Below are 26,003 nucleotides of genomic sequence, written 5' to 3'. Positions count from 1 at the left end.
TAGATATCCTCTTTATTTTAATCTTAATATATATTTATTTTTTAGAAAATTACTTAAAAATAAAAAATTAATCCCCCAGCTTTAAGCTGAGGGATTTTTATTAATTATTAGTAATATTTAATATCTTTATTTTATTCAAAAACTTTCTTTGCTATATTTACTGATTCTTTTGCATCTTTAGCATAATATGTTGCCCCTATTTTTTCTGCATAATCTTTCGTAAGAACTGCTCCTCCAACCATTATACTTCCTTTATAGCCATTTTCTTTTAATGCTATTATTGTATCCTCCATTGATTTTACTGTAGTAGTCATTAATGCACTTAATCCTACTAATTTAACTTTTTCATTTAAAGCTTTTTCTACTATAATTTCAATTGGAACATCTTTTCCTAAATCTAATATTTCATATCCATAGTTTTCTAAAATAACTTTAACTATATTTTTTCCTATATCATGAATATCTCCTTTAACTGTAGCAAGAATTATTTTTCCTTTTGAAACATTTTTATGGTTATTTACAGATAATCTATCCTTTATAATATCAAAAGATATTTTAACTGTTTCAGCAGCTTGAATAAGTTGTGGAAGAAATATTATTCCTTTTTCAAATTTTTCTCCCACTTTATCTAATGAAGGAATTAGATATTCATTTACAATATCTAATTCTGTTTTTTCTTTTAAAAGGTCTTCTGTTATTGTTTTAGTTTTTCCCTTAAGTCCTTTTAAAATAGCATTTTCTAAAGAAATTTCTTCTTCAATTTTCTTTTTTGTTTCATTTCCACTAGATATTTTTCTTTCTATTTTTAAGTTCCCATATTTCTCTATATAATTTTGAGCTTTTTTATCATTATTATTTAAAACCTTAAAAGAATTTATTACATCCATCATTCCCTGTGAATTTGGATTCATAATAGGTAAATCTAATCCTGCTCCTAATGCCAATGCTAAAAAAGTTTCATTTATAAGTTGTCTATTTGGCAATCCAAAAGATATATTAGATACTCCTAAAAGAGTTTTAACTCCATATTTTTCTTTTACTAATTTTATTCCTTTAAGAGTTTCCATAACTTCTTCTTGTTGTGCTGAAGCTGTTAAACAAAGACAGTCTATATAAATATCTTCTATTTTTATTCCAAATTCTAAAGCTTTTTTTATTATTCTATCTGCGATTTCTAATCTCTCTTCTGCCTTATTTTTTATTCCTTCCTTATCTAAGGTTAAACCAACTACTGCTCCTCCATATTTTTTAACTAAAGGAAGTATCTCTTCTAAACACTCCATATCTCCATTAACAGAATTTACTATTGGTTTTCCATTATAAGTTCTAAGTCCAGCTTCTATTACATCTTTTTTATTTGAATCTATTTGCAAAGGTAAATCTATAATACATTGTAATTCTTCAATTGCTTTTTTCATAACTTCCTTTTCATTTATTTCAGGAAGTCCTACATTTACATCAAGAATGTCTGCTCCACCTTCAACTTGTTCTAATCCTTGATTTAAAATATAATCTATATCACCTTTTATTAAAGCCTCTTTAAATTTCTTTTTCCCAGTAGGATTTATTCTTTCTCCTATAATCTTCGGCTCATCTATAAAAACAACTTTTGATGGTGAACATACAGCATATTGCTTTATATAATCTCTTTTTACTCTTTTATATTTTTCTCTTATAGAAGCTAATTCTTTTATAAACTTAGGATTTGTTCCACAACATCCACCTATTATTGATACTCCTAACTTTACATATTCTTCTACATATCTACTAAATTCTTTTTCATCTATAGTAAAAACTGTTTGTCCATTTATTATTTTAGGAAGTCCCGCATTTGGTTGTATTATTACTGGTAAATTAGTAGTATTTATAACTCTTTCAACTATATCTTTTAATTCTTTTGGTCCTAAAGAACAATTTATTCCAACAGCATTAACTCCCAAAGACTCTAAAGTTATGCACATACTTTCTGGTAAACAGCCAGTAAAAGTTCTTCCATCCTCTTCAAAAGTCATAGTACAAAAAATAGGTAAATTGCAAGTTTCTTTGGCAGCAATTATAGCAGCTTTTACTTCATAAAGATCTGTCATTGTTTCAATTAATATTAAATCTACTCCTGATTTTACTCCTGCCTCAATTTCCCTCTTAAATATTTCAATGGCTCTTTCAAATTTAAGAGTTCCCATAGGAGCTAAAAGTTCTCCTATAGGTCCTATATCTAATGCAATTAAAGTATCAGTTCCCTTTACTGCTTCTTTTGCTATATCAACACCAGCATAAATTATATCTTCAACAGAATAATTTGTCCTTTTTAACTTTAATTCATTACTTCCAAATGTATTTGTTGTTATAACATTTGCTCCATTTTTAATATACTCTTTGTGTATGTCTAGAATTATTTCTCTATTTTCTATATTTAAAGTTTCTGGATTTTCTCCAAGCTTTAAACCTTTCTTTTGAAGTATTGTTCCCATAGCACCATCAAATACTAATATATTTTCTTCTATATATTTAATAACATCCACAAATATCACCTTCCCTTTTGTAAATACAATTATCATAATTTGAGCAATTTAAACAGGATTTTCTCTTTTTCTCGCCTTTAGTAATTCCCAATATTGCTGTTACTGATTTCCTAGGAAATAATAGTTTATGCTCTGATACTTTAAGACCTATAGTTCTTTCACAATTTAATATATTTACTAAATCATTTTGAATATCTAAAGATAAATCTCCATAACCAGGACTATATCTAAAGGTAAAACTCTCCCCTTCTTTTAACTCTTTCTCTAAGTATTTTTCTAAGTTATCACAATATTCTTCAATTGCAGTCGTTGCACAAGCATCTAAAATAATTGCATCCATCATACTAATTTTTTCATATTTTCTTGTTAAACGCTCTATATCATTTCCAAGTGTTACCGCTAATAAATATATTCTATCTGAATCCTTAAGTAAATTAAACATATCATTACTTTGTATTACAAGATTTGTTTTATCTACAAATATCTTTTTATCTTTTATTTCTATCTTATGAAGTGAAAAAACATTTTTAGGTCTAAATACTAAAATACTTTCTCTTCTTATTTTATCTATTTTTATTATTAACTCTTCATCTATATCTTGATTTCTATACCCTAAATATCTTAAAACTTCTTCTTTTGGAATTTTCAACTTATCCATATATATTTAATGAAAATCCTTTGTTTAAAGCTTCTTTTGCATATTCTTGTGCTCCAAATAAAGATAAATCCTTATAATTTCCACATTGAATCTCATTATTAGCAGGAATAACCGTAGCTTTTAATACTTTTTGTAATCCAATTTCTAAAGCTTTCTTTATTTCTTCACACTCTCGATTTCCCCAAATACTCAAATAAAATCCTGTTCTACATCCCATAGGTGAAAAATCAATTATACCTTCTAAATTTTCTCTTAAAAAATGAGCTAATAAATGTTCTAACCCATGCATTGCTGCTGTTCCAAAACTTTCTTTATTTGGTTGAAGAAATCTTATATCAAATTTACTTACTGTATCTCCTTTTTCTCCAACAAGAGCACAACACTTTCTTATATATGGTGCTTTTACTTTTCTGTGATCTAATTCAAAACTTTCTACTTTATTCATAATTCTATCCCCTTTACTCATTAACTGCTTTTAATACTGTTTTTATATTTTCTTTTATTTTTTTCGCTACATATGGATTATTCATTGTATAAAGATGAATTCCATCTACTGAACTTGATGAAAGATCAATTATTTGTTCTACAGCATATGCTATCCCAGCTTCTCTTAACGCTTCTGGATTATACTCATATCTATTCATTATTTTTTTAAATTTTAATGGAATATAGGCTCCACAAAGATTTCCTATCCTTTGAATTTGCTTTTTATTTATAACTGGCATTATACCTGCTTGAATAGGGGCTTTAACACCACTATTTCTAGCTTTTTCTAAGAATTCATAATATGTTTCATTTGAAAAAAATAATTGACTTATAAAACTGCTACATCCATTTTCTTCTTTTCTCTTCATATTATCTATCTCTAAATCTATAGATTTATTTTCTATATGACCTTCTGGATAACAAGCACCTATTATATTAAAATCTTCTCTTAAATGATTCATCAGATTACTTGCATATAAAAAATCTCCACTATTACATTCTTCTTTTTTATCCCCTCTAAGTGCAAGTATATTTTCTACTCCTTCAAGAGCCAATCTTTCCTTTATAAAATCTATATTTTCTTTTTTTGCTCCCATGCTAGTAAGATGTGCTAAAGCTTCTATTTTATAAACATTTTTTATAAGTGATGATATTTCTGTAGTTTTATTATTTACACTTGTCCCTCCTGCACCATATGTTACACTTATAAAATCTGGATTTAATTCACTTAACTCATTTAAAGCATTATATATACTTTTTACTGGAGACGTATTTTTAGGTGGAAAGACCTCAAAAGAAAAAACCAACTTTTTTTCATTAAATAAATCTCTAATTCTCAATATTTTACCCCCTTTTTATATAAAAAAAGTCTTAAGGATATTTCCCTAAGACTTTTTATAATCTTAAATAAAATTCCTTATCTTCTTGGATTTAGCACCACACATAAATTAAATGTAGGTTGCCGGGTTTCATAGGGCCAGTCCCTCCACCACTCTTGATAAGTTTATTTTTTATTATTATATATTATATTCCTTTTTTTGTAAATATATCTTTTTATATAAATTAAAAAGAAGGCTATTGCCTTCTCAAAAATTTTGCTTAAAAATGATTATAAAATAATAATAATATTGATATAATACTACACATTATACTTATTCCAACTATACAACTCACAGTTTGTTTTGGAGTAAAACCTTTAGCTTCTAATCTAAAGTGTATTTGACTTCTATCTGCTTCATAAACTGCTTTTCCTTCACTATATCTTTTTATTATAACAAAAATATTATCAAATATAGGTACAGCTAAAGCTAATATTGGTAGTAGTATACTTAAAACAGTAGCTTGTTTGAAAGCTCCATCTAAAGCTATTATACTCAAAATGAATCCTAAAAAGTTTGCTCCAGAATCTCCCATAAATATTTTAGCAGGATGTACATTGAATATTAAAAATCCAATTAATGTTCCAGCTATTACTATTGAAACATTTGCAGAGTCAACTTGACCTAATATAATTGCTGCAATAAAAAATGTTATTGATGAAACAAGAGATATTCCTCCCGCTAGTCCATCCATCCCATCAGACCAATTTATAACTGTTGTAACTCCAAAAATCCAAGTTATACTTAATATAAATTGAAGTGTGTGATTTAACACAATATACTCTCCACTAAAAGGATTTGTAAAACCTCTAAAAGCTACTCCTGCATTATATACTAATACTGCTGACAGTATTTGTACAATTAATCTTGGAGCTATCTTAAATTCTTTTCCCTTTGATTTATAAAAATCGTCTACAAGACCTATTAAAAGTATCATTGTAGACCCTATGAATATAAAAATCTTCCTTTTATCTACATCTCCAGTAAAAAAGTACACTGAAAAAAATCCTATGTACATTGCAACTCCACCACAAAGAGGTGTTATTTTTTTATGCTGCTTTCTTTTTGTTGGTTTATCTGTAAATTTAAATTTATATGATAATTTCATAAGTATAGGTATGGCTATTACTGTTATAATTAAAGCACATACAAACTCTATTAAATAATCCATAATTTTCTCCTTAACATTCATGTATTGTATATAGATTATTAACTACTACCCTCGATTATACTATTATTATCTTTTATTCGCAATTATTTATCATAATTTTAATTTACTTGTAATATTATAATGAATATTTTTCTTTTAATTAAAAATACTCTAGAAAAATCTAGAGTATTTTAAAAAATATGAATATTTTTCTTTTAATTAAAAACATTAACCTCTTTGCTCTATCATGCTCTTAACTTTCATAAGTCTTGTTAAAGCACTTCTTTCATTTTCATCAAGCTTCATTCTAATATACTTGATAGTTTCTTGTAATTGAGGTATTGTCATATATTCAAGGGCGTTAACTCTTCTCCTTGTTTTCTCAATTTCATCAGCCATTAACTGACATGACTTTTCTACTTCTGCTAATTCTAAAAGTTTTGGAACTATTCCATAAAGTTTTGTTAACGCATCATCTAATTCTGATGATGTATTGGCAAATCCATAAGGGAATATGCTTCCTTCATCACCTTCTAGTTGTCTTTTAAAATTCATAACAGGTACATTAACACTCATTATGTTTTTACTTCCAACATCTACTGTGATATTTTCTTTTGGGTAAGCAATTGCTTCCTCTAGAAACTCTGAACTCATAACAGCTCTAGCCATAACAAAATCTTTTAAAGAACCTTGAAGTTCTTTTTCAACTTCTTGTCTTATTGTATTGTTATATTTAACTAGATTGATGAATTGTCTCATTAACTCATCTTGCTTATCCTTTAGAAGCTTATGCCCTCTTGTAGCTGTAGTTAATCTTTTCTTCAGCTTAGAAAGCTCCATTCTTGTAGGATTAACATTTAATCTTGCCATAGATTATTCTTCCTCTCTTGGCATATATTTTTCTAAATATTCATCTCTAATTCTCTTAAGCTCAGTTTTTGGAAGAAGCTTAAGTAATTTCCAACCTGTATTTAATGTTTCTTCTATAGTTCTGTTTGCAGTAAATCCTTGTGAAACATATTCATTTTCAAAAGCCTCTGCAAATTTAGCAAATGCTTTATCTGTATCTGATAATGCAGATTCACCTAAGATAGCTGATAATTCTTTCGCTTGCTTACCTTGTGCATAAGCTGAGAATAATTGGTTCATTGTATCAGCATGATCTTCTCTTGTCTTACCTTTTCCAATTCCTTTATCTTTAAGTCTTGAAAGTGATGGTAAAACATCTATTGGAGGCATAATTCCTCTCTTATATAATTCTCTTGAAAGAATTATTTGTCCTTCTGTAATATATCCAGTTAGGTCTGGAATTGGGTGAGTTTTATCTTCTTCTGGCATTGTAAGAATTGGAATTTGAGTGATTGATCCTTCTTTACCTCTAAGTCTTCCTGCTCTTTCATATAATGTTGAAAGGTCAGTGTATAAGTATCCTGGATATCCTCTTCTTCCTGGAACTTCTTTTCTTGCAGCTGATACTTCTCTTAATGCTTCAGCATAGTTAGTTATATCAGTTAAGATAACAAGTACGTGCATTCCTTTTTCATAAGCAAGGAATTCAGCAGTTGTTAATGCCATTCTTGGAGTAGCTATTCTTTCAATAGCTGGATCAGAAGCTAAGTTCATAAATAAAACTGATCTATCTATAGCTCCAGTCTTTTTAAATTCATCTACGAAAAATTGTGCTTCTTCGAAAGTTATTCCAATTGCACCAAATACAACAGCAAATTTAGAATCTGAATTTAAAACCTTTGCTTGTCTTGCAATTTGAGCTGCAAGTTGAGCATGTGGAAGTCCCGCAGCTGAGAAAACTGGTAATTTTTGTCCTCTTACTAGAGTATTTAATCCATCAATTGCTGATATACCAGTTTGAATAAATTCTGATGGATAATCTCTAGCAACTGGATTTATAGCTTCTCCATTTATATCAAGTCTTTTTTCTGGAATTATTTTTGGCCCATTATCATTAGGTCTTCCCATTCCATCAAAGACTCTTCCAAGCATATCTTCTGAAACACCTAATTCAAGAGGTCTTCCTAAAAATCTTGCCTTAGTTCCTTTTAAGTTAATTCCTGAAGAACCTTCGAAAATCTGTACCATAGCTTTTGAACCATTAACTTCAAGTACTTTACCTTTTCTCATTTCTCCATTTTGTAATTCTATTTCAACTAACTCGTCGTATTTAACTCCTTCAACGCCTTCAACCGCCATTAAAGGTCCTACAACTTCTGTTACTGTTCTATATTCTTTAAGCATCTAGAACCCCTCCCTCACTGATTAATTTATCCATTTCAGCAGTTAATTCAACGCCTATTTCATCTATCTTATTAATGTTTTCTTCTGATATATATTTAGATCTCGCAATCTTATCTCTTATTTCATCCATTTTAAGGATTTTATCTAAATAAACTCCTGCTTTTAAAGCTCTTTCAGCTTCAACTTGGAATTGAAGTATAAGTTTTAACATTTTGTGTTGCTTATTTAAAGAAGCATATGTGTCAATTTCATGGAAAGCATTTTGTTGTAAATAATCCTCTCTTAATGACTTAGCAACCTCTAATTTTAATCTATCTCCTTCTGAAAGAGCATCTATACCAACAAGTCTAACAATTTCTTGAAGGTTTGATTCTTCTTGAAGTAATGACATAGCTTTTGTTCTAAGTGATGACCAATCGCTTGCAACTTCTTCATCCATCCAAGCATCTATGTTATCTGCATATAATGAATATGAGTTTAACCAGTTAATTGATGGGAAGTGTCTTTGATATGCAAGATTTGCATCTAATCCCCAGAATACTTTAACTATTCTTAAAGTTGATTGCGTTACTGGCTCTGAAATATCTCCTCCAGGAGGTGAAACTGCTCCAATTGCTGTAACAGCTCCTTCCCTTCCATCTTTTCCAAGACAAATAACTTTTCCAGCTCTTTCATAATAATCTGCAAGTCTTGAACCAAGATATGCTGGATATCCTTCATCTCCAGGCATTTCTTCAAGTCTTCCTGACATTTCTCTTAATGCTTCTGCCCATCTTGATGTAGAGTCAGCCATTATTGAAACTGAATAACCCATATCTCTAAAATATTCTGCTATTGTTATACCAGTATAAATTGAAGCTTCTCTGGCAGCAACTGGCATATTTGAAGTGTTAGCTATAAGAACTGTTCTCTTCATTAAGCTTTCACCAGTCTTTGGATCTTTAAGTTCTGGGAACTCATTAAGAACGTCTGTCATCTCATTTCCACGCTCTCCACATCCAACATAAACAACTATTTCAGTATCTCCCCATTTAGCAACTTGGTGCTGAACAACTGTTTTTCCTGCTCCGAAAGGACCTGGAACTGCTGCTGCTCCACCTTTAGCAACTGGGAAGAAAGTATCTATAACTCTTTGTCCTGTAACCATTGGAGCTACTGGATTCATTTTACTTGCATATGGTCTACCTTTTCTTACTGGCCATTTTTGCATCATTGACAGTTCTTTATCACCTTTTTCTGTGTTTACTATACATACAGTTTCTTCAACATTGAACTCTCCAGCTTTTATACTTTTAATAGTACCTTTAACACCAAATGGCACCATAATCTTATGAAGAACAACTGCTGTTTCTTGAACTGTTCCAATTATATCTCCAGCTTCAACTTCGTCCCCCTCTTTTACTGTAGGAACAAACTTCCATATTCTTGATCTATTTAATGATTTAACTGAGACACCTTTTGTTAAAAATGGCGACTGAGCAGCCTCCATAAATGCATCTAGTGGTCTTTGTATTCCATCAAACATTGATTCAATAAGACCTGGTCCAAGTTCAACACTCAATGGTTCTCCAGTAGTTTGAACTGGATCTCCAGGACCTATACCTGAAGTTTCTTCATAAACCTGTATTGAAGCCTTATCTCCTCTCATTTCGATGATTTCACCGATAAGACCTTTTTCTCCTACTTTACATACATCATATATATTAGCTTCATCCATACCTTCAGCAACTACTAATGGTCCTGAAACTTTAATTATCTTTCCGATTTTCACCTTACCGACCTACCTTCCTATAAGATATTAACACCAACGGCTTTTTCCACATTGTCGCTAATTCTTTGCATTCCTATATTTAATGATCCTTGATTGCTTGGAATTAATATTACAGCTGGAAGAGTTACTCTATTGTATCTTTCAATAGTCTCTTCTATATTTTGTGCAACTTGTTCAGTTACAAATATTATTGCGTAATCACTCATTGCTAATTTATCTATTGTTTTTCTAGCTTCATCATCTTCAACTACTGGAAATACATCTATTCCTAAAGCTTTAAATGCTAAAACTGAATCTTTATCTCCAACAACTCCGATTTTCTTAGACATAAATATCACGCAACCTTTCTCTTATTACTTCAGATGCAATATTATTTAATTTACCAACCATTATTATTCTAACAACTTTTATTTCTGTTTCCTTTGCATAGATATAAGCAAGTACTGGTTCTGGTCCAAATGGTATAAATTTTGCTTCTTTCATAAGTTTCATTATATAGTTATCTACAAGTTTTTCTAATAGACTTGCTGAATTCGTTTTTGTAAATTCATCAATTCCTTCTCTTAACATTTCTGCATAATCAGTATGTGATAATTTTGAAACTATATTTTCAATTGAATCTGTAAGAAGCCCTTTTAAAACCTCTTTGTCTATTGAACCGCCTTTTATAATAACTTCTTCTAAGAAATCTCTTCCTTTATTTTGTTTCTTAACTCTTAAAAGCGTTTTTAAATTAGTAGAATCCACTAATACTCTAAGGTATTTATCTACAAATTTATCATTTATCTCTTTAGCTATATCATGAAGTTCTAAGAACATAAATCTATCTAATATAATATCTATTCTTTGAGGATCTTTATTTACTTCAAAATCCTCATTAGCTTTTATTACAGCTTCCTTCATTCTAATAGGTAAATCTCTTAAGTTATTATTCTCTACCATGTATTTAAGCTTGCTTAATTCCATTTTTCCAACTGGAATTAACATATTGCTAAAATCTTTTCTTAAGATTATTCCTTTTAAAATAACTTTTATATTATGGTAGTCATATTTTAAACTCATTATATCTATTAAAGATTTTGAAGGTGATGCACTATACATTAGTGCATACACTCTCTTAAGCTCACTGCTTAATATTTCTTCATAGTCTTCTGCTCTTTTTATACCTGTCATTACGTTGGCATATTCTGATTCTTGTAGAACTTTTAGAGCTTCATTTGCTGAATTACCATCTATCATTCTATCAAGTTTTGATTTATCAAGGAGTCTTGTTTCTAATACTCTAAGTCTTGGTATAACTTGAGTAAATTTCATTGAATCCATATTAATCCTCCTTAATTAAAAAGTATGTTTGCTACTTCAAATTCAAGCTCTTCTCTTAGTGATTGAACTAGAGCTTCAAATGTATAATTTATCTCTATTCCATTTTTTTCTAAGATAAAGCCACCTCTAAATTTTCCTTCACTTTGACTTAATTTAAGATTTCCTTTATCTTTAAGCTCATTATTTATTTCTTTAACGAAAGCTTCATTTATTGCTTTCTTTCCATTTACATTTAAAATTATATTTTCGTCTCCTTCTATATTTAAACTTAATATAGAACTTTTAACGAAATTTCTAAAGTCATTTTCATTCATTTGGCATAGGTTTTCCACGCTCATATTAAATACTTCGTCAATAACCTTCCCCTTTGAAAGTAACTTTTCATTTCTAACCTTTAATTCAGCACTTGAAAGTATTCTTTCTTTTCTTGTAGCGCTTTCTAATTTTGCTTTTTCTATCATTGAAGTTTTTAGCCTATTAGCTTCATCTCTTTTTTTAGTAATTATCTTATTTTTTTCTTCTTCTGCCTTAGCTAATATGCTACTTTTTCTTTCTTCTGCATCCTTTAAGATTTTAGAAGTTAGATTATTAACATTTGACATATCTTCACATCCCTAACTATTTAACGCTGAATACTAATAAGATTGATACAACGAATCCTAATAATGCGTAAGTTTCAACCATTGCCGCAAATATGATTCCTTTTGTAGTTTGCTCTGGCTTTTTAGCTAATATTTGAATACCTGATGCTGCAACTTTACCTTGAGCTATACCTGAGAATAAACCAGCAATTGCTATTGGTAAACAAGCGAAGAATAAGAATAAACCAGTTTTAAAGTCCATACCAGCACCGATTTTTAAGTAAACTAATAATCCGATAACGAATCCATATAACCCTTGAGTACCTGGTAATAATTGAAGAACTAACGCTTTACCAAATTTCTCTGGTTCTTCTGTCATTAATCCTGAAGCTGCTTCCCCTACTAGACCAACTCCTTTAGCTGAACCTATTCCTGATAATCCTACTGCTAATGCTACTCCTAATGCAGCAAATATAATTCCTCCATTTGCTCCAAAAAACTCAATCCATGTTGTAAATGTATTTTCCATTTTAAATCCTCCTAATTAATAAAAACTAACTTTCTTTTTTAATGTCTATAAACTTGTCTAATGTCTTAAATGGCTTGAATGGTCTTCCTCCACCATCATAGAATTTTGAGAAGTATTCAACATACTCTAATCTACATGTGTGAACATAAGCACCTAGTAATGATAAACCTAAGTTAAATACATGTCCTAAAATAAATACAATAGGACCAAAAATTACTAATGCTACTCCTGGGAACATCCCTATAATAAGATTTAATGCTCCTGCTATTGAACCACCTGCTAGCCCTAAAGCCATAAGTCTTGTATAAGAAACTAAGTCTCCGATATACCCTGTTATTCCATATAATTCGTATAACCCTTGACCTATCTTTCCACCTTTTGATTTCATTTGTCTTCCTTGTGTAAGTACGATAAGCACCATACCAAAGATCATACACCACATTCCAATATTTCCAACTAATCCATTTCCATTCATTTTTCCAAAAGCAAAAACTCCTATTGATACAAGAGTTATTACCCATGAACCAACATCAAAAAATGCATCTAGTGGTTTTCCTGATCTTACTAAAACATAAGCTTTAATTCCTAATCCAAAGAATATTTGAATTACACCAAATACTACTGACATAACCAAAATAGTAGTTACATCTGTTTTTGTATTTATAAGTGCTGGAAGTGGTATTAAATCACCAAAGAATGCCCCATATATTGCTCCAAATGCAATTGTTGGGAAACTCAACCAGAAGAAAAATTTAGCAAATTGTCTTTGCTTTTCCTCTAATTTAAAAGCTTTTAATGCTATTAAAGAACCTATAAGCACTAATAATCCATACCCAATATCCGCAACCATCATTCCAAAGAATAATAAGAAGAACGGTGCTAAAAGTGGTGTTGGGTCAATATCATCATATCTTGGTAAACTATACATCTCTGTAATATTTTCAAATGATTTATTTAAAGAATTATTCTTAAGTTTTATTGGTACATTTGGTATTTCTTCTTCTTTAACTTCTTCATAAGTTAAGTAATAATCTTCCCCAAGTACTTTTTTGCCTATATTAGATAATTCTTCATTTTTTTCTACAGGTATCCATCCCTGTATTACTACAGTATTGTTAGTTTTTAAGAAGTTATTTTTAGCAAGCTTTCTTGTGTAAATATTATGATAGTATTCATAAACTAGCTCTAGCTTATTTAACCCTTCTTCAAGTGCTGCTAATTCTTCTTTTATAAAAAACTTCTCAGACTTGATTTTTTCAATTCTATCCATGTCTGTGTGTATTGTATTCATTGGAATTTCGCCAGTATCCATTTTGAATTGACTAAATCCAAATCCTCTTAAAACTTCTTCAACTTTTTCTTTGTTATCTTCATTAGATAATGCGAAAAAGAAAATGTCTTGATTATTTCTGCATATTATTTCAAGGTAGCAATTTGATAATTCACTTACTAAAGCTTCTTCATAATTTTTAGCTACACTTCCTATGAAATGTGGAGTTTTTAAACTATTTATGTCACTAAAGGATGCATCTAAGCCTTCCCATGGCTTTAATAATGCACATTCAGTTTCTAACTTTGTAATTTCATTATCTAATTCTATTAATTGAAGTTCTTTTTCCTTTACCTTATCATAAACTTCATGCCAGTTACTATTTAAAACTTTATCTTGAAGCTCTTTTTGGCTTAAGGATTTTTTTCCTTCTTTCATTGCTTTCAATCCTGATTTTTGAGGCACATAACCCTTTAAGAAGTCAAGAGCAAATTTTGCTTTGGATAATTCTTCTTCACAATTACTAAACTCTTCATCAACAGTATCCTTAGAAAGCTCTCTTAACTCTTTATTTTCTTCTAAGTAATCTTCATTTTGTAAATCTATAAATTCTACTTCTGAAAACCCTTGTAATTTTTCTAATAGAGCATCTTTTTTAGACTCAAAGGTTAGTAAGGTGAATTTATTCATCTTAACTATTGCCATTTGTCTTCACTATCCTCTCAATCACTAATTTCATTGCATCCTTTTTTTTATCATTGGATACATTTAAAATCTCTTTTGCCTCTGATTCCCCTTTAGCAATAATAGGCTCTGCCTCTTTATTGCCTTCTTGGATTGCATTATTAATAATATTTTCGCATTCCTTTTTTGCTTCATTTAAGACTTCATTATATTCGTTTAAAGCCTCTTTATCAGCTATTTGAATCATCTCTTTTGCTTTTGTATTTGCATCTCTAATTAACTCTTCTGCTGTACTTTCTGCTTTTTTAACTTCTTTAATTGCCTCTAATGCCAAAATCTCACCACCTTTACTAGTAATTAAAAAAAATATATAAATTAATACTTTATATAGTATTAATTACTCTTTAATTACATTATACACTTTTTAAGAATAATTTCAATAAATTTCTTAATTTTTATAGAATTTTATTAATATAGGATTAACATTCCAAAATTTTAACGAATTTATATTATTTAATTATAAAAATATGAATTTATTATTATTATTTAGTAACGAATATGTATCTTTATCGTATATTTCGCCACATTTTGTATAGCTTTCAATATCTATTGTAAATTTTTCTATGAAATATTCTCTAAAAGAATATTCTTCTCTTAATCTTTCTTTTATCTCTCTTTCTTCATCTTTAGTTATGTTACCCTTTAAAAATTCAGGTATTCCTCTTTTTTTATTATGAAGTAAATATTCATATCTTATTATTTCTTTTAATCTTGTGTTATCTTCTTTTAATATCTCATTTGTAAAATCTAAAAATAATTTATAATATTCATTATTTCCTATACTTCTATCAAAATACCCTTTACTTTCATAGAATTTTCCTAATGAATAAAAGAAATCAAATGGAGTTTCAAATTTTGGATAGAAGTATTCTAAAGTATAATTAAATTTTCCACTGTTATAATATTTATCTACCATGTGTTCAACTTTTTTAAGTTCTAATAACTCAAAATAACTTATATTATTTGTACTTAATATTTCATAAGGAGGGTATTGTGAAAATCTCATTCCCCATTTTTCACTTTCTTCTCTCATTGATGATCCTTTTAGAAGTTTTAAAAATCCTAATTGTATTTCCTCTGGTTTTATTGAATGAACATCATTAAATGATTTTTTAAATGATTGAAAATCTTCTCCTGGTAATCCTGCTATAAGATCTAAATGTTGTTTTATATTTCTTAATGAAAGAAGCTCTACTACTTTTTCTTTTATGTCACTAAAATTAACAAATCTATTTATATTATGAAGAATTTCATCATTTGTTGTTTGTACACCAACTTCAAATTGGAATCTTCCATCTGGTGCATTTCTTAAAAGTTCTATTTCTTCATTTTTTAATATGTCTGCTGATATTTCAAAATGGAATTGAGTTTCTGTATCTTGCTTTATTAAAAAATCCCATATAGCCATTGCAAATTTATGATTACAGTTAAAAGTTCTGTCAACAAATTTAACTAATCTTACTTTTTTATCTACAAAATACTTAAGTTCTTTTAAAACTCTATCTATATCTTGAAATCTAACTCCATGAACTGTTGATGAAAGACAATATTTACAATTAAAAGGACATCCTCTTGATGCTTCATAGTAAACAATCTTATTACTTAGATCTTCATCTTCTTCATAAGGAAATACAATTTCATCTAATGACATAAGAGGTCTATTCCCATTAAAATTAACTTCTTTATCTTCTCTATAAACTAATCCTCTTATAGAAGTTATTTCTCTTTTACCTAACTTATATTCTATAAACTCTCTTAATGTCTTTTCTCCTTCCCCTACTATTACATAATCACCAATATGTTCTTTTAAAAATATAGTACTATCATATGAAACTTCTGGTCCTCCGTATAATATTTCTATATTTTCATCAACTCTTTTTATTAAATCTGCTAATCTCCCTACCATTTCAACATTCCATATATAAGTAGAAAAAGCTACAACATCTGGTTTTTCTTTAATTATTTCTTCTAATATCTTTTCTTCTCTATCATTTATTGAAAATTCTCTTATCTTTCCTTCATAATCCATATCTTTAGTAAATGCTTTTAAATATCTCACTGCTAAATTACTGTGTACAAATTTTGAATTAACTGCTGTAAATAATATTTTCATTAAAATAATTCCTCTTTTCGTTTTAAATTTTTTGGGCTTTTATAAAAAACATATCCTCCCAAACTTTAGTTTCTTCTATTTTACAATTTTTTTCAAGAATTTTTTCTATTTCCTCTATATTTAAACATGCAAATATGTTGTTATTTTTTACACTTACTTTTTTAAAATTATCATCAGGACATAAAACTTTAAGTTCTACATCTACAATTTCTCCAAAACTTTTATTTAAATCCCATATATATATATATCCATCTTTCTTTATATAATCCGTAATATCATCTATTATTTCTTCTCTTTTGCTTTTTGTCCAAATATTATTAAGGTTAAAAAATAAAATCCCTGAATCATATTGATTTATAAATTTAGAAGCTTCTGTAGTAATTGCTAATTCATCTATAGCTGAATTATTTTCATTTTGTATTAGAGAAAAATCTTCTAATGAATAATCTATAACATCTCCTTCTATTTTTAAATTGCTTAAATTTAATAAAATTGTTTTTTTCATAAACTCTCCCCCTTTTAAATAATTTAATTTTACCATTATTTTACATTTTTTAAAAGAAAAAGTACCTTCTCTTTAAATAAAGGAAGATACTTTAATTAAATTATTTTATATTTTTTCTTTTTAAAGCCTTATTTACAAGAATTAACATAATAACTAATCCTAATGTTATTATTATTACTATTATACTTTTAGGTATTTCATTAATAAATGCCATTTTATCCTTTTGTATACTATATATATATCCTGAATTACTATCTAATAACAAACACTTTGTATCTAAAAAAATTATTTTTTCTATTTTACTATTCTTATCAAAACTTAAAATTTCTTTTACAACTTTATTATTATCTATAGAATATAATTTCTTTTCTAAATTATCAAAGAAAACTATTGTATCTTTTTCTAATAAAATTCCCTTTTTATCTATTGCAAGCTCTGATATACTTTTCAGTTTATTATGCTCATAATACGGACCTTTAACATTTTTTTCTGGAGGATATTTTATTAAAGGTGCTATTTCTTTAGAATCTGAAAATTTAGGTGAACTTATTTTATCTCCTCCACTATAGTCTGGCCATCCATACCAAGACCCTTTATTTATTTTATAAATATAATCTGAGTCTCTTAAAGCTCCTCTCACTCCTTCAGCTTCTAATCCTTCAACTGCACACACAACTTCATTTTTACTATTTAAATCCCAACTAGTTATATTTTTTATTCCACTTGAATAAAGAACTGATTTCTTACTATTTATATCGACTTCATATACTGCTCCATTACCTAATGCAGCTGCTTTAACCTCTTCATTTTCTTTGCTCTCTTTTCCATATTCTCTAAAAGCGCCTGTTTTATCATTTCCATAATTTTCTCCATTTAGAGTTAAATTTATAGGACTTTTATCCCAAAAGCTTTTAGTAAATATATCTCCTTCTTCAGCTATCCCTGTGTTAGTATATGTTCCTATTGATAACAGTAATTTTCCGTCTTTTTCAAGTAATTTTCTTTTTATATTTTCACCACCATACGGAATATCTTTAAGTATTCTCTCTACATGCCCATTAGATAAATCAAATTTCAATAAGTCTCCTTTTGATAATATAAGAAGATTTTCTTTCATATAAAGTACATCTTCAATTTCCAAACTATTATTAGTGTAAATTTTTTCTGTTTTATTATCAGAATTAATTTTAACTATCTCTTTTTCATAACATACAAAATAATTTCCATTTTCATCTGTTTCTAATTCAATAGCATTTTCAAATCCCTTCAAAAATACATCACTATTTATTCCTTTTTGCTGTACTTCTATTCTATATCCACTAGTATAAATATAAATTCCAAAAGCTATTAAAACAATGCAAATACTCGCCAAAGAATACTTAAAAAATTTCTTCATAACATCTCTCCTATAATTTCCTCTTTAATTTATATTTAAATTAGCTTTATAAATATTCCTAAATTAACTTAATTCTAATTATTTAGATAATCTTTTTCTAATTTACAGTATAATTCTTACTTTTTAAGAATAGTATGTATTGTAGTTAAAGGAGTGATTATATTTGAAACAGGATAATTTTTTTAGAAATTCTTTCTTATTAACAGCATCAAATATTGCCACTGGTATTCTTGGATTTATATTTTCAATTTATTTATCTAAAGTATTAGGGGCTGAAGGAATGGGATTGTACAATCTTGTCCTACCAATATACCATCTTGTTATTTGTCTTATGACATCAGGAATTGTTGCAGCTATTTCTAAAGTTGCTGCAGTATATCATAATTCTGGTGAACATGAAAATTTAACAAAAACAATTAAGACTGTTTCTGTATTCAATATCATTTGGGCTATTATAATAGGAATTTTTGTATTTTTCTTTGCACCTATAATTGCAAAATTTGGAGTTCATGATATTAGAACAATAAATGCTATAAGAGTTGCCTGTCCGGCTATGGTTTTCATTTCTTTATCAAATATATTAAAAGGATACTTTTTAGGAACATCAAAAATAAAAATTCCTGCTCTAATTGATATTTTTGAAAAAGCTATGAGATTAGTAACTATATTTTTGCTTTTATATACTTTTAAAACAAATAATTTAGCTATGTTAGTTACTCTTGCTTATGTTTCTCTTGCTATTGGAGAGTTACAAAGTCTAATATTTTTATTTTTCTATTATAAAAAATGTACAAACAAACTTCCTTATAGACCTAATATTAAAACAGAAAGTAGAATGCAATTATTATTTAATGTATTAGTTATATCATTTCCACTTTGCGTAAACGGATTTTTAAATGGTATATTTTCTACTTTGTCTACTTGGGTTGTTCCTCGTAGACTTATGGTAGCAGGATTTGATTATAATCAAGCTCTTGGAATGATAGGTAAATATACTGGAATGGCTATGACATTAATAGGAATTCCTCTTATAGTCGTAGGAACTATAAATACATTACTAATTCCTGACCTTTCTCAAACTTTAAGTCAAGGTAGAAATTATGATGCTGCTATGAGGATAAAAAAAGTTTTAAAAATTGCATTTTTATTAGGACTTGCTACTACAGTTATCTGTAATCTTGTCCCACAAAATCTAGGAGAAATTTTTTATTCTAGAAATGATTTAGGTGGATATATAAAAATGGCTTCATTATCAGCACCAATTTATTTTTCATCAGTAACTATGTTTGGAATATTAAACGGATTGAATAAACAAGGAATAATTGTTAGGAATTCGCTTATAGTAGCTTCAATAGAACTTATATCATTATTTATCTTTACTTCAATTCCACAAGTAAATGTATATGGTTTTAGTATAACTTTATTTATAAGTTCAATAGTTTGCTTAACTATCAATTTATACGAAGTAGATAAATGTTTAAAAATAAATATTTCTATTGTTGATGTAATTATATTCGCTTTAATAAGTATTTTGATTTACTTATTAATAAATCTTTTTATTAATGTAACTAAAATAACTCTAAATACTTTTACAACACTTTCTATAGTAGCTATAGTATTTGCAATTTATACTTATTTATCAAGATTTGGTTCTGATTAATATAAAAAAGGAGTAAATCATTTCTGATTTACTCCTTTTTTAAGTTATTTATCTCATTTGATTTCTTAAAAATCCTGGTATTAGTCTATATATTTTAGGTGACATTGATTCTAAGTCTGATTTTCTTAAACCACCTATTTTTATCATAACAATAAAATAAACAAATGCTCCTATTCCCGTAAGAATTATTGTATATACTAGAATAAATATCCATTTTATCATTCTTGAACTTACCATAAGAGTTATACTTTCTAATGGGAATTTTAATCCAAAAATAACTATTCCCATAACAATTGATGCAATAATAGGTTTTATACATACTCTAAGTACAGGAATTCTATATTTAACTGTTCTCCTTAATGTTTTATAACATAAGAATGATGGAACTGCAAAATAAAAGAAATTACCAATTAAAACACCTATAATATTTAATTTAGGTATTCCAACGAATATATAGTTTCCAAGAACTTTAAATATTACACCTATAAAGAATGCTGTTATTAAAGGTCTAAACTTACTCATCCCTTGAAGAATAGATGATTGAACTTGAGCAATTGACATAAATATTAATATAAAGGAACCTAACATCATTATATATGACCCTTTATCTGTATTGAAAAGAAGCATATAGATTTCTTTACTTAACAAAGACATTCCAACTGCTGCTGGTATTGTTATAGCAAAAGTTAATCTAAATCCAAAATTAATCTCTTTTATTATTGCTTTTCTATTTCTTAAAGCATAATTTTTTGCAATACTAGGTAGTATAATTGTTGTTAGTGAAGTTATTATTATTAATGGTAGTCCAATTAAAACTCTATACTGTACAAATAATCCATATAGAGCATTTGCTTGATCTAAGTTAAATCCTGCATGTAAAAGTCTATCATTTACATTGAACATATCTACCATTCCACCAAAGTTTTGAATACCTGCTATAAGTGTTATTGGAAGTGCATATGCAAATATTTTTCTTTTAATAGCATGATCACTAATATCCTTACCTATATTTTCATCTGTATTTAATTTTTTTCTTTTTATTTTTCTTTCATAAATAGAGATTAAATAGATTACTGCAATTAAAGCTCCTACTGAAGTACCAACAGTACCTCCTGCAGCCCCTAAAGGTAAGCTTATTTTCATAAATAAAAATGCACATAATAAACTTATTATCACATTTAAGATTTGCTCTAACACTTGAGATATTGCAATTCCATGCATCATATCTCTACCTTGGAAATATCCTCTATATGCAGCTAATACAGCTGTTAAAAATACACTTGGCCCTAAAAACATAATAGAAAAAACCGCTGGCTCTGTATTTGTAAATTTAGCAACAGGATAAGCTAATATAATAACTAAAACTGCTGCTATTCCCCCAATTAATCCAAACATCTTTCTTGAAATCTTAAGAGCTCTTTCTGAATCTTTCTCATTTCCAGTGGCTTTTAATTCTGAAATTACTTTTGCAACGGCAGGTTGACATCCCATAGTTGTTACTGCATAAACAAACATGAACACATCATAACCCTTTCCATATATCCCCATTCCAGTTGTACCAATTATTCTGGTTAATAATGGAACATAAAATGCTGATAATACTTTAGATATTATCCCTGCAAAAGAAAGTATCATAAATCCTTTTGTAACCGATGATTGTTCCTTCATTTTCTTTCTCCTGATTTAAATATTAAATTTAAATACATCCTTTTTGATTTTCTTAAATATAGGTGGTAATGTTTCTACTATTATTTTATCTGTTAAGTAGTTCATTTTACCATCAATTTTTTTGAAATTTAATTTATAGGCATATAAGAATTGGAATTCTAATCCAAACTTACTTCTGAAGAATGAATTGGTCTTTTTATCTCCATATTTTTCATCACCTATTATTGGACATCCTAAATGTGAAAGATGTGCCCTAATTTGATGACTTCTTCCTGTAATTAGATCAATTTCTAAAAATGAAAATGCTCCATTTGATTGTATTGTTTTAACTTCCATAGAAATCTCTTTTGAATCTGGAACTTTTTTATCAAATATTCTTGATATATTAGTATCTTCATTCTTTAAAATATATCCTTTATAAAGACCATCTTTTATTCTTCCTTTTACTATAGTATTATAGTATTTTTTAACTTTACCTTCTCTTATTATTTCATTTAATTCCTTTAATCCTTCAAAACTTTTACCAAACACAACCATACCTGAAGTATTTCTATCTAATCTATTACATGGTGCTGGAGTAAAAGTTATCTCTTTTTCTGGAAGATATGCACCTTTTTCATTTAAATATGAAAGTACATAGTCTGTAAGTGTTGGTATTTTTTTGTTGCTATCAGGATGAACTAATATTCCTGGCCATTTTTCAACAACTAACATATTTTCATCTTCATAAGAAATTTTCATTCTTTTTGCATCAACTTTTATAAAATTATCGTTAGTTTCTTTTGCCTTTTTACTTTGAATATATCTTATTTCCACTACATCATTTAATTCTAGTGAATACTTTTCTTTTTGTTTTTTCCCATTAACTCTTATGTCACCTTTTCTTAATGCCTTAAAAATTGCACTTAAAGGTACATCTTTTAATAATTTTCTTAAGAACTTATCTAATCTTTGGCCTGCCTCATTAGCACCAATTTCAATTCTCACTACTTAATCAACTCCTATTTTACTTCTTTAGTGAACATTTTCCTCATCTAAATAGATTAATATTTATTTACTATAATGTCAAATAATCAAATGCTGCTTTACATTGAATTGCAACACCTATTGGTAAAGCCTCTTCATCTATATCAAAAAGACTACTATGTGCTGGTTTAAAGCTATCTTTAGCTACACTTCCAGTTCCTAAGAAATAAAAAGCTGAGTCTCTTTCCATTGCAAAATATGCAAAACTTTCTACTCCCATACTTGGATTTGGTTGTTCTAATACATTTTTTTCTCCTATTATATCCTTAGCACTATTTTTTATAAGAGAAACTACACTATCTTCATTTATTAAACAAGGATAACTTTCTTCTATTAATACTTCTACTTCTCCTCTTGATGCTTTTGCTATTCCTTCTGCAATTTGAACAACTCTTTCAGTTACATATTTTCTATCTTCTGGAGTAGTAGTTCTTATAATTCCTTCTATTTGTGCTTCTTCTGGAATAATATTTTGAGCTGTACCAGAATGGAAGCTTCCAACTGTTATAACTCCAGGATTTAATGGAGATAATTCTCTACTTATTATTGTTTGTAATGTACTGACAATATTAGCTCCTATAACTATAGGGTCAACAGTTGTGTTTGGTCTAGCTCCATGACCCCCATGTCCTTTAACTGTTATTTTATAAGGATTAGAAGCTGCATTTACCATTCCATTTTTTATCATTATTTTTCCTACTTCTAATTTTTCTTCTACGTGAAGACCTATTATTTTTTGAACTCTTGGATTTTCTAAAACACCATCTTTTATCATGTGAGGTGCTCCTCCAGTTGTTTCTTCAGCAGGTTCAAATAAAAGCTTAACTGTTCCTCCAAATTTGTCTTTATTTTTGTTAAGAATTCTAGCTACTCCAAGAAGTATAGTTGAATGTGCATCATGTCCACATGCATGCATTTTTCCTTTTTCTTTTGAAGAATATGGACAAGCTTTTCTATCTTCTATAGGAAGTGCATCCATATCTGCTCTTATTCCTATTACCTTTCCATTATCGTCTTTTTCTCCTTTTATTATTCCACAAAGTCCACTTATTCCAAATTCTTTGTATTCTATTCCTTCATTATCTAAGAATTCTTTTATTTTTCCTAAAGTTCTAGGAAGTTCAAATCCTAACTCAGGATGCATATGAAAATCTCTACGTATATCTATTAATTCATCTTTAAAAGCTTTTGCTTCATTTAAAAAATCTATCATTATTTTTCTCCTAAATTTTATTTATTCTTTAGTAAGATATAATTCTTTTGCTATTTTGGTTCATTCTTATTAAAGAAATGTAAATAAAGACTTATATTCATATTGAATATAAGTCTTTATTTTAAATTATATAGTATATTTTCTAAGGCTTCAACTTATGAATTATTCTAATCTTAAAAGATTTTTCTCTAAAAGAATACTTAATTTGAAAGTTTTTTCACCACTATCCATAAGTAAAATAGTTATTCTATCTCCATCTATTTTTCTTATTATTCCTTTTTCTCCACGACCTTTATGGAAGACTTTTGCTCCTACTACATATCCCTTATTCTCTAATTCTTTTAAAGCAAATTTTGTTTCATCTAAAAATCTAGATCTATCTCTAACTTTTCCACCTTTAGTTTTAGGAGAAAACATATAAAGATTATCTATAGCTCTAGTCATACCAACATAAAAAATTCTTCTTTCTTCCTCTATATTTTCCTTTGCAGAACTATGAGGAATTGAATCTTCTACACAGTTAGCTATAAATACGTTTTTAAATTCCATTCCTTTTACTCTATGAATAGTACTTAATATAACCCTATCTTCATTTTCCTCTTTGTTTTTAGAACTTTTTATTTCTTCTTTAACTTCTTCTATATGATTAAAAAAATCTAATATATTTGTAAAATCACTTGCTAATATTTTAAACTCTTCTAATATCTCTTCTAAATCATCTAAGCTTTGGCTAAATTTTTCTGCATATTCTTTTAAATATTCTATATATTCTAAATCACTTATTATAAATTGTATTGCACTTCCGAGAGATAATTTAGAAAGATAGTTTATATCTTTTTTTAAATCTTCTAATTTTCCTTTTTGAAATGAATGAATATCTTTTTTTTCAATTAAAACGTCAAAAGGATTTTTCTCTTCTCTATAACTTCTAACATATTCAACATTTGCCTTACTTACATATCTAAAAGGTCTATTTATTATTCTTAAAAAATCTGTTTTACTATTACTATTTAAAGCTAAATTTAAATAAGCAATTATATCCTTACATATAAAATGATCATAAAAATTATATTCTTTATCTAATATATTAAAAGGTATCTTACTTCTTGTAAGAGCATCTACAAAACTCATTCCCTCTGCATTAGTTCTATATAAAATTATGTTATCTTCGAATTTATAATCCTTATTCCAAACATTTTCTTTTATCTTTTTTACAACTAAATCACTTTGTTCTTTTTCATCAGAAGGAAATAAAATTTCAACTTCTCCCTCTTCTTTATTAAAAGCTTGTATTTTCTTTTCATTTCTACTTATATTAGAAGAGATTAAATTTTTAGATCCTTCAATTATATTTTTAACACTTCGATAATTAGTTTCTAAAAAGTATTTTTTCCCCTCTTTAAATATCTGGTTAAAGATTACCATATATTCTGGTTTTGATCCTCTAAAAGAATATATACATTGATCTTCATCTCCAACACAAAAAAGATTATTGTTTTCCCCACTATTTATAAGTTTTAAAAATTCAACTTGCAAATTATCGCAATCTTGAAATTCATCAACTAACATATATTTAAATAATCCTCTATATCCATTTAAAAGCTTGCTATTATTTTCTAACAATTCTAATGTCTTTATTGCTAAATCATCAAAATCTAAAAGTCCATTTTCTTTTTTGAAATTTTCATATGTATATAAACATTCTTCAAATATATTTTTTGTTATAGTTGGCTTAAACTCTTTTATATCTACTCTAGAAGTTTTGAAAAGAGAAATATTATTTTTTACTTCTTTTACTTTATCATCATTTATTTCATCAAAATAATTTTTTAAAATTCCTTGAATTAATTTGTTTGTTTTATATTCTTCTACTATAGATATTTTCATTCCTTCTCTCAATAGAATTTTATAAAATAATCCATGAAATGTTCCAAAGAATGGTGCTGAATTTCGCATAAAAACCTTTTTATATCTTTCCTTCATATTTAAGGCTGCAGACTTTGTAAATGTGATAACAACTATGTTTTTATTTTCTACATTTAAGTTATTTATTAAGTAATTTATTCTATTTATTATAACTGTAGTTTTTCCCGAACCTGGAGCTGCAACTACAAGTATATTTTTTTCTTTTCCGTAGACTGCTTCTTTTTGGTTTTTATCTAATATCAAAATATCACCTTCCTTTTAAAATTATATCCATTATTTCATTCAAATAACTATATTGTAATAATTCTTTTAAAGATGTACAATAGTTTTA

Annotated in this window: 22 protein-coding genes and 1 riboswitch; of the genes, 1 reads left to right on the top strand and 21 read right to left on the bottom strand. The window is 27.8% G+C overall.

The window, feature by feature from the left end; translation table 11 throughout:
* Nucleotides 1-131 precede the first annotated feature (131 nt).
* From CLTHE_RS14655 to CLTHE_RS14735, 17 genes are all read right to left on the bottom strand, one after another.
* Nucleotides 132-2,522 (bottom strand): homocysteine S-methyltransferase family protein, encoded by a 2,391-nt coding sequence (locus CLTHE_RS14655; protein WP_080024103.1) that lies wholly within the window; start codon nt 2,520-2,522, stop codon nt 132-134.
* Nucleotides 2,509-3,180: a vitamin B12 dependent-methionine synthase activation domain-containing protein gene (locus CLTHE_RS14660; protein ID WP_080024102.1), complete on the bottom strand. Its 672-nt coding sequence runs from the start codon at nt 3,178-3,180 to the stop codon at nt 2,509-2,511. The genes CLTHE_RS14655 and CLTHE_RS14660 overlap by 14 nt, the downstream gene beginning before the upstream one ends.
* Nucleotides 3,173-3,625 carry an S-ribosylhomocysteine lyase gene (locus CLTHE_RS14665; RefSeq protein ID WP_080024101.1) on the bottom strand — a complete coding sequence of 151 codons (453 nt, stop codon included), beginning with the start codon at nt 3,623-3,625 and terminating at the stop codon, nt 3,173-3,175. Before CLTHE_RS14665 ends, CLTHE_RS14660 begins: the two co-directional genes overlap by 8 nt.
* A 13-nt stretch (nt 3,626-3,638) precedes the next feature.
* Nucleotides 3,639-4,505 (bottom strand): methylenetetrahydrofolate reductase, encoded by an 867-nt coding sequence (locus CLTHE_RS14670; RefSeq protein WP_080024100.1) that lies wholly within the window; start codon nt 4,503-4,505, stop codon nt 3,639-3,641.
* A 74-nt stretch (nt 4,506-4,579) separates the two neighbouring features.
* A riboswitch (SAM riboswitch) is annotated at nt 4,580-4,670 on the bottom strand.
* Nucleotides 4,671-4,764: 94 nt separating this feature from the next.
* Nucleotides 4,765-5,715, bottom strand: a complete 951-nt coding sequence (locus CLTHE_RS14675) for an MraY family glycosyltransferase (protein WP_002597031.1) — start codon at nt 5,713-5,715, stop codon at nt 4,765-4,767.
* Between the two features lie 207 nt (nt 5,716-5,922).
* On the bottom strand, nt 5,923-6,564 hold the full coding sequence (locus tag CLTHE_RS14680; RefSeq protein ID WP_002597030.1) for a V-type ATP synthase subunit D: 642 nt from the start codon (nt 6,562-6,564) through the stop codon (nt 5,923-5,925).
* A 3-nt stretch (nt 6,565-6,567) separates the two neighbouring features.
* Nucleotides 6,568-7,947 carry a V-type ATP synthase subunit B gene (locus CLTHE_RS14685; protein WP_002597029.1) on the bottom strand — a complete coding sequence of 460 codons (1,380 nt, stop codon included), beginning with the start codon at nt 7,945-7,947 and terminating at the stop codon, nt 6,568-6,570.
* Entirely contained in the window at nt 7,940-9,718 is a 1,779-nt protein-coding gene (locus tag CLTHE_RS14690) for a V-type ATP synthase subunit A (RefSeq protein WP_080024099.1), read from the bottom strand. The genes CLTHE_RS14685 and CLTHE_RS14690 overlap by 8 nt, the downstream gene beginning before the upstream one ends.
* A 17-nt stretch (nt 9,719-9,735) precedes the next feature.
* Nucleotides 9,736-10,047: a V-type ATP synthase subunit F gene (locus CLTHE_RS14695; protein WP_040413892.1), complete on the bottom strand. Its 312-nt coding sequence runs from the start codon at nt 10,045-10,047 to the stop codon at nt 9,736-9,738.
* On the bottom strand, nt 10,040-11,041 hold the full coding sequence (locus tag CLTHE_RS14700; protein ID WP_080024098.1) for a V-type ATP synthase subunit C: 1,002 nt from the start codon (nt 11,039-11,041) through the stop codon (nt 10,040-10,042). Before CLTHE_RS14700 ends, CLTHE_RS14695 begins: the two co-directional genes overlap by 8 nt.
* An 11-nt stretch (nt 11,042-11,052) precedes the next feature.
* The gene (locus tag CLTHE_RS14705) at nt 11,053-11,643 is read right to left on the bottom strand and encodes a V-type ATP synthase subunit E (RefSeq protein ID WP_080024097.1); all 591 of its coding nucleotides are present in this window, start codon (nt 11,641-11,643) and stop codon (nt 11,053-11,055) included.
* A gap of 16 nt (nt 11,644-11,659) precedes the next feature.
* Nucleotides 11,660-12,151, bottom strand: a complete 492-nt coding sequence (locus CLTHE_RS14710; protein ID WP_002597024.1) for a V-type ATP synthase subunit K — start codon at nt 12,149-12,151, stop codon at nt 11,660-11,662.
* 25 nt (nt 12,152-12,176) lie between these two features.
* The gene (locus CLTHE_RS14715) at nt 12,177-14,126 is read right to left on the bottom strand and encodes a V-type ATP synthase subunit I (RefSeq protein ID WP_080024096.1); all 1,950 of its coding nucleotides are present in this window, start codon (nt 14,124-14,126) and stop codon (nt 12,177-12,179) included.
* The gene (locus CLTHE_RS14720) at nt 14,113-14,439 is read right to left on the bottom strand and encodes an ATPase (protein ID WP_080024095.1); all 327 of its coding nucleotides are present in this window, start codon (nt 14,437-14,439) and stop codon (nt 14,113-14,115) included. Before CLTHE_RS14720 ends, CLTHE_RS14715 begins: the two co-directional genes overlap by 14 nt.
* A 183-nt stretch (nt 14,440-14,622) precedes the next feature.
* On the bottom strand, nt 14,623-16,278 hold the full coding sequence (locus CLTHE_RS14725) for a B12-binding domain-containing radical SAM protein (protein WP_080024094.1): 1,656 nt from the start codon (nt 16,276-16,278) through the stop codon (nt 14,623-14,625).
* A gap of 22 nt (nt 16,279-16,300) precedes the next feature.
* Nucleotides 16,301-16,783 carry a hypothetical protein gene (locus CLTHE_RS14730; RefSeq protein WP_080024093.1) on the bottom strand — a complete coding sequence of 161 codons (483 nt, stop codon included), beginning with the start codon at nt 16,781-16,783 and terminating at the stop codon, nt 16,301-16,303.
* Nucleotides 16,784-16,883: 100 nt separating this feature from the next.
* Nucleotides 16,884-18,179, bottom strand: a complete 1,296-nt coding sequence (locus CLTHE_RS14735; RefSeq protein ID WP_080024092.1) for a PQQ-dependent sugar dehydrogenase family protein — start codon at nt 18,177-18,179, stop codon at nt 16,884-16,886.
* A 163-nt stretch (nt 18,180-18,342) separates the two neighbouring features.
* Between CLTHE_RS14735 and spoVB the strand changes: the two genes are divergently transcribed.
* On the top strand, nt 18,343-19,839 hold the full coding sequence (gene spoVB, locus CLTHE_RS14740) for a stage V sporulation protein B (RefSeq protein ID WP_080024091.1): 1,497 nt from the start codon (nt 18,343-18,345) through the stop codon (nt 19,837-19,839).
* A 48-nt stretch (nt 19,840-19,887) separates the two neighbouring features.
* On the opposite strand, the gene CLTHE_RS14745 is transcribed toward spoVB, so the two are convergent.
* From CLTHE_RS14745 to CLTHE_RS14760, 4 genes are all read right to left on the bottom strand, one after another.
* The gene (locus CLTHE_RS14745; protein ID WP_080024090.1) at nt 19,888-21,507 is read right to left on the bottom strand and encodes a putative polysaccharide biosynthesis protein; all 1,620 of its coding nucleotides are present in this window, start codon (nt 21,505-21,507) and stop codon (nt 19,888-19,890) included.
* Between the two features lie 15 nt (nt 21,508-21,522).
* Entirely contained in the window at nt 21,523-22,494 is a 972-nt protein-coding gene (locus CLTHE_RS14750) for an RluA family pseudouridine synthase (protein ID WP_080024089.1), read from the bottom strand.
* 70 nt (nt 22,495-22,564) lie between these two features.
* The gene (locus CLTHE_RS14755; protein WP_080024088.1) at nt 22,565-23,746 is read right to left on the bottom strand and encodes a M20 metallopeptidase family protein; all 1,182 of its coding nucleotides are present in this window, start codon (nt 23,744-23,746) and stop codon (nt 22,565-22,567) included.
* Between the two features lie 162 nt (nt 23,747-23,908).
* Nucleotides 23,909-25,918, bottom strand: a complete 2,010-nt coding sequence (locus tag CLTHE_RS14760; protein WP_143324093.1) for an ATP-dependent helicase — start codon at nt 25,916-25,918, stop codon at nt 23,909-23,911.
* Between the last annotated feature and the right edge of the window lie 85 nt (nt 25,919-26,003).

The sequence above is a fragment of the Clostridium thermobutyricum DSM 4928 genome, from assembly GCF_002050515.1.
In the GTDB taxonomy this organism is placed as follows: Bacteria; Bacillota; Clostridia; order Clostridiales; family Clostridiaceae; genus Clostridium; species Clostridium thermobutyricum.
Note: the sequence above shows the minus strand (reverse complement) of the source record. Positions and strands in the feature narration are given on the sequence as shown.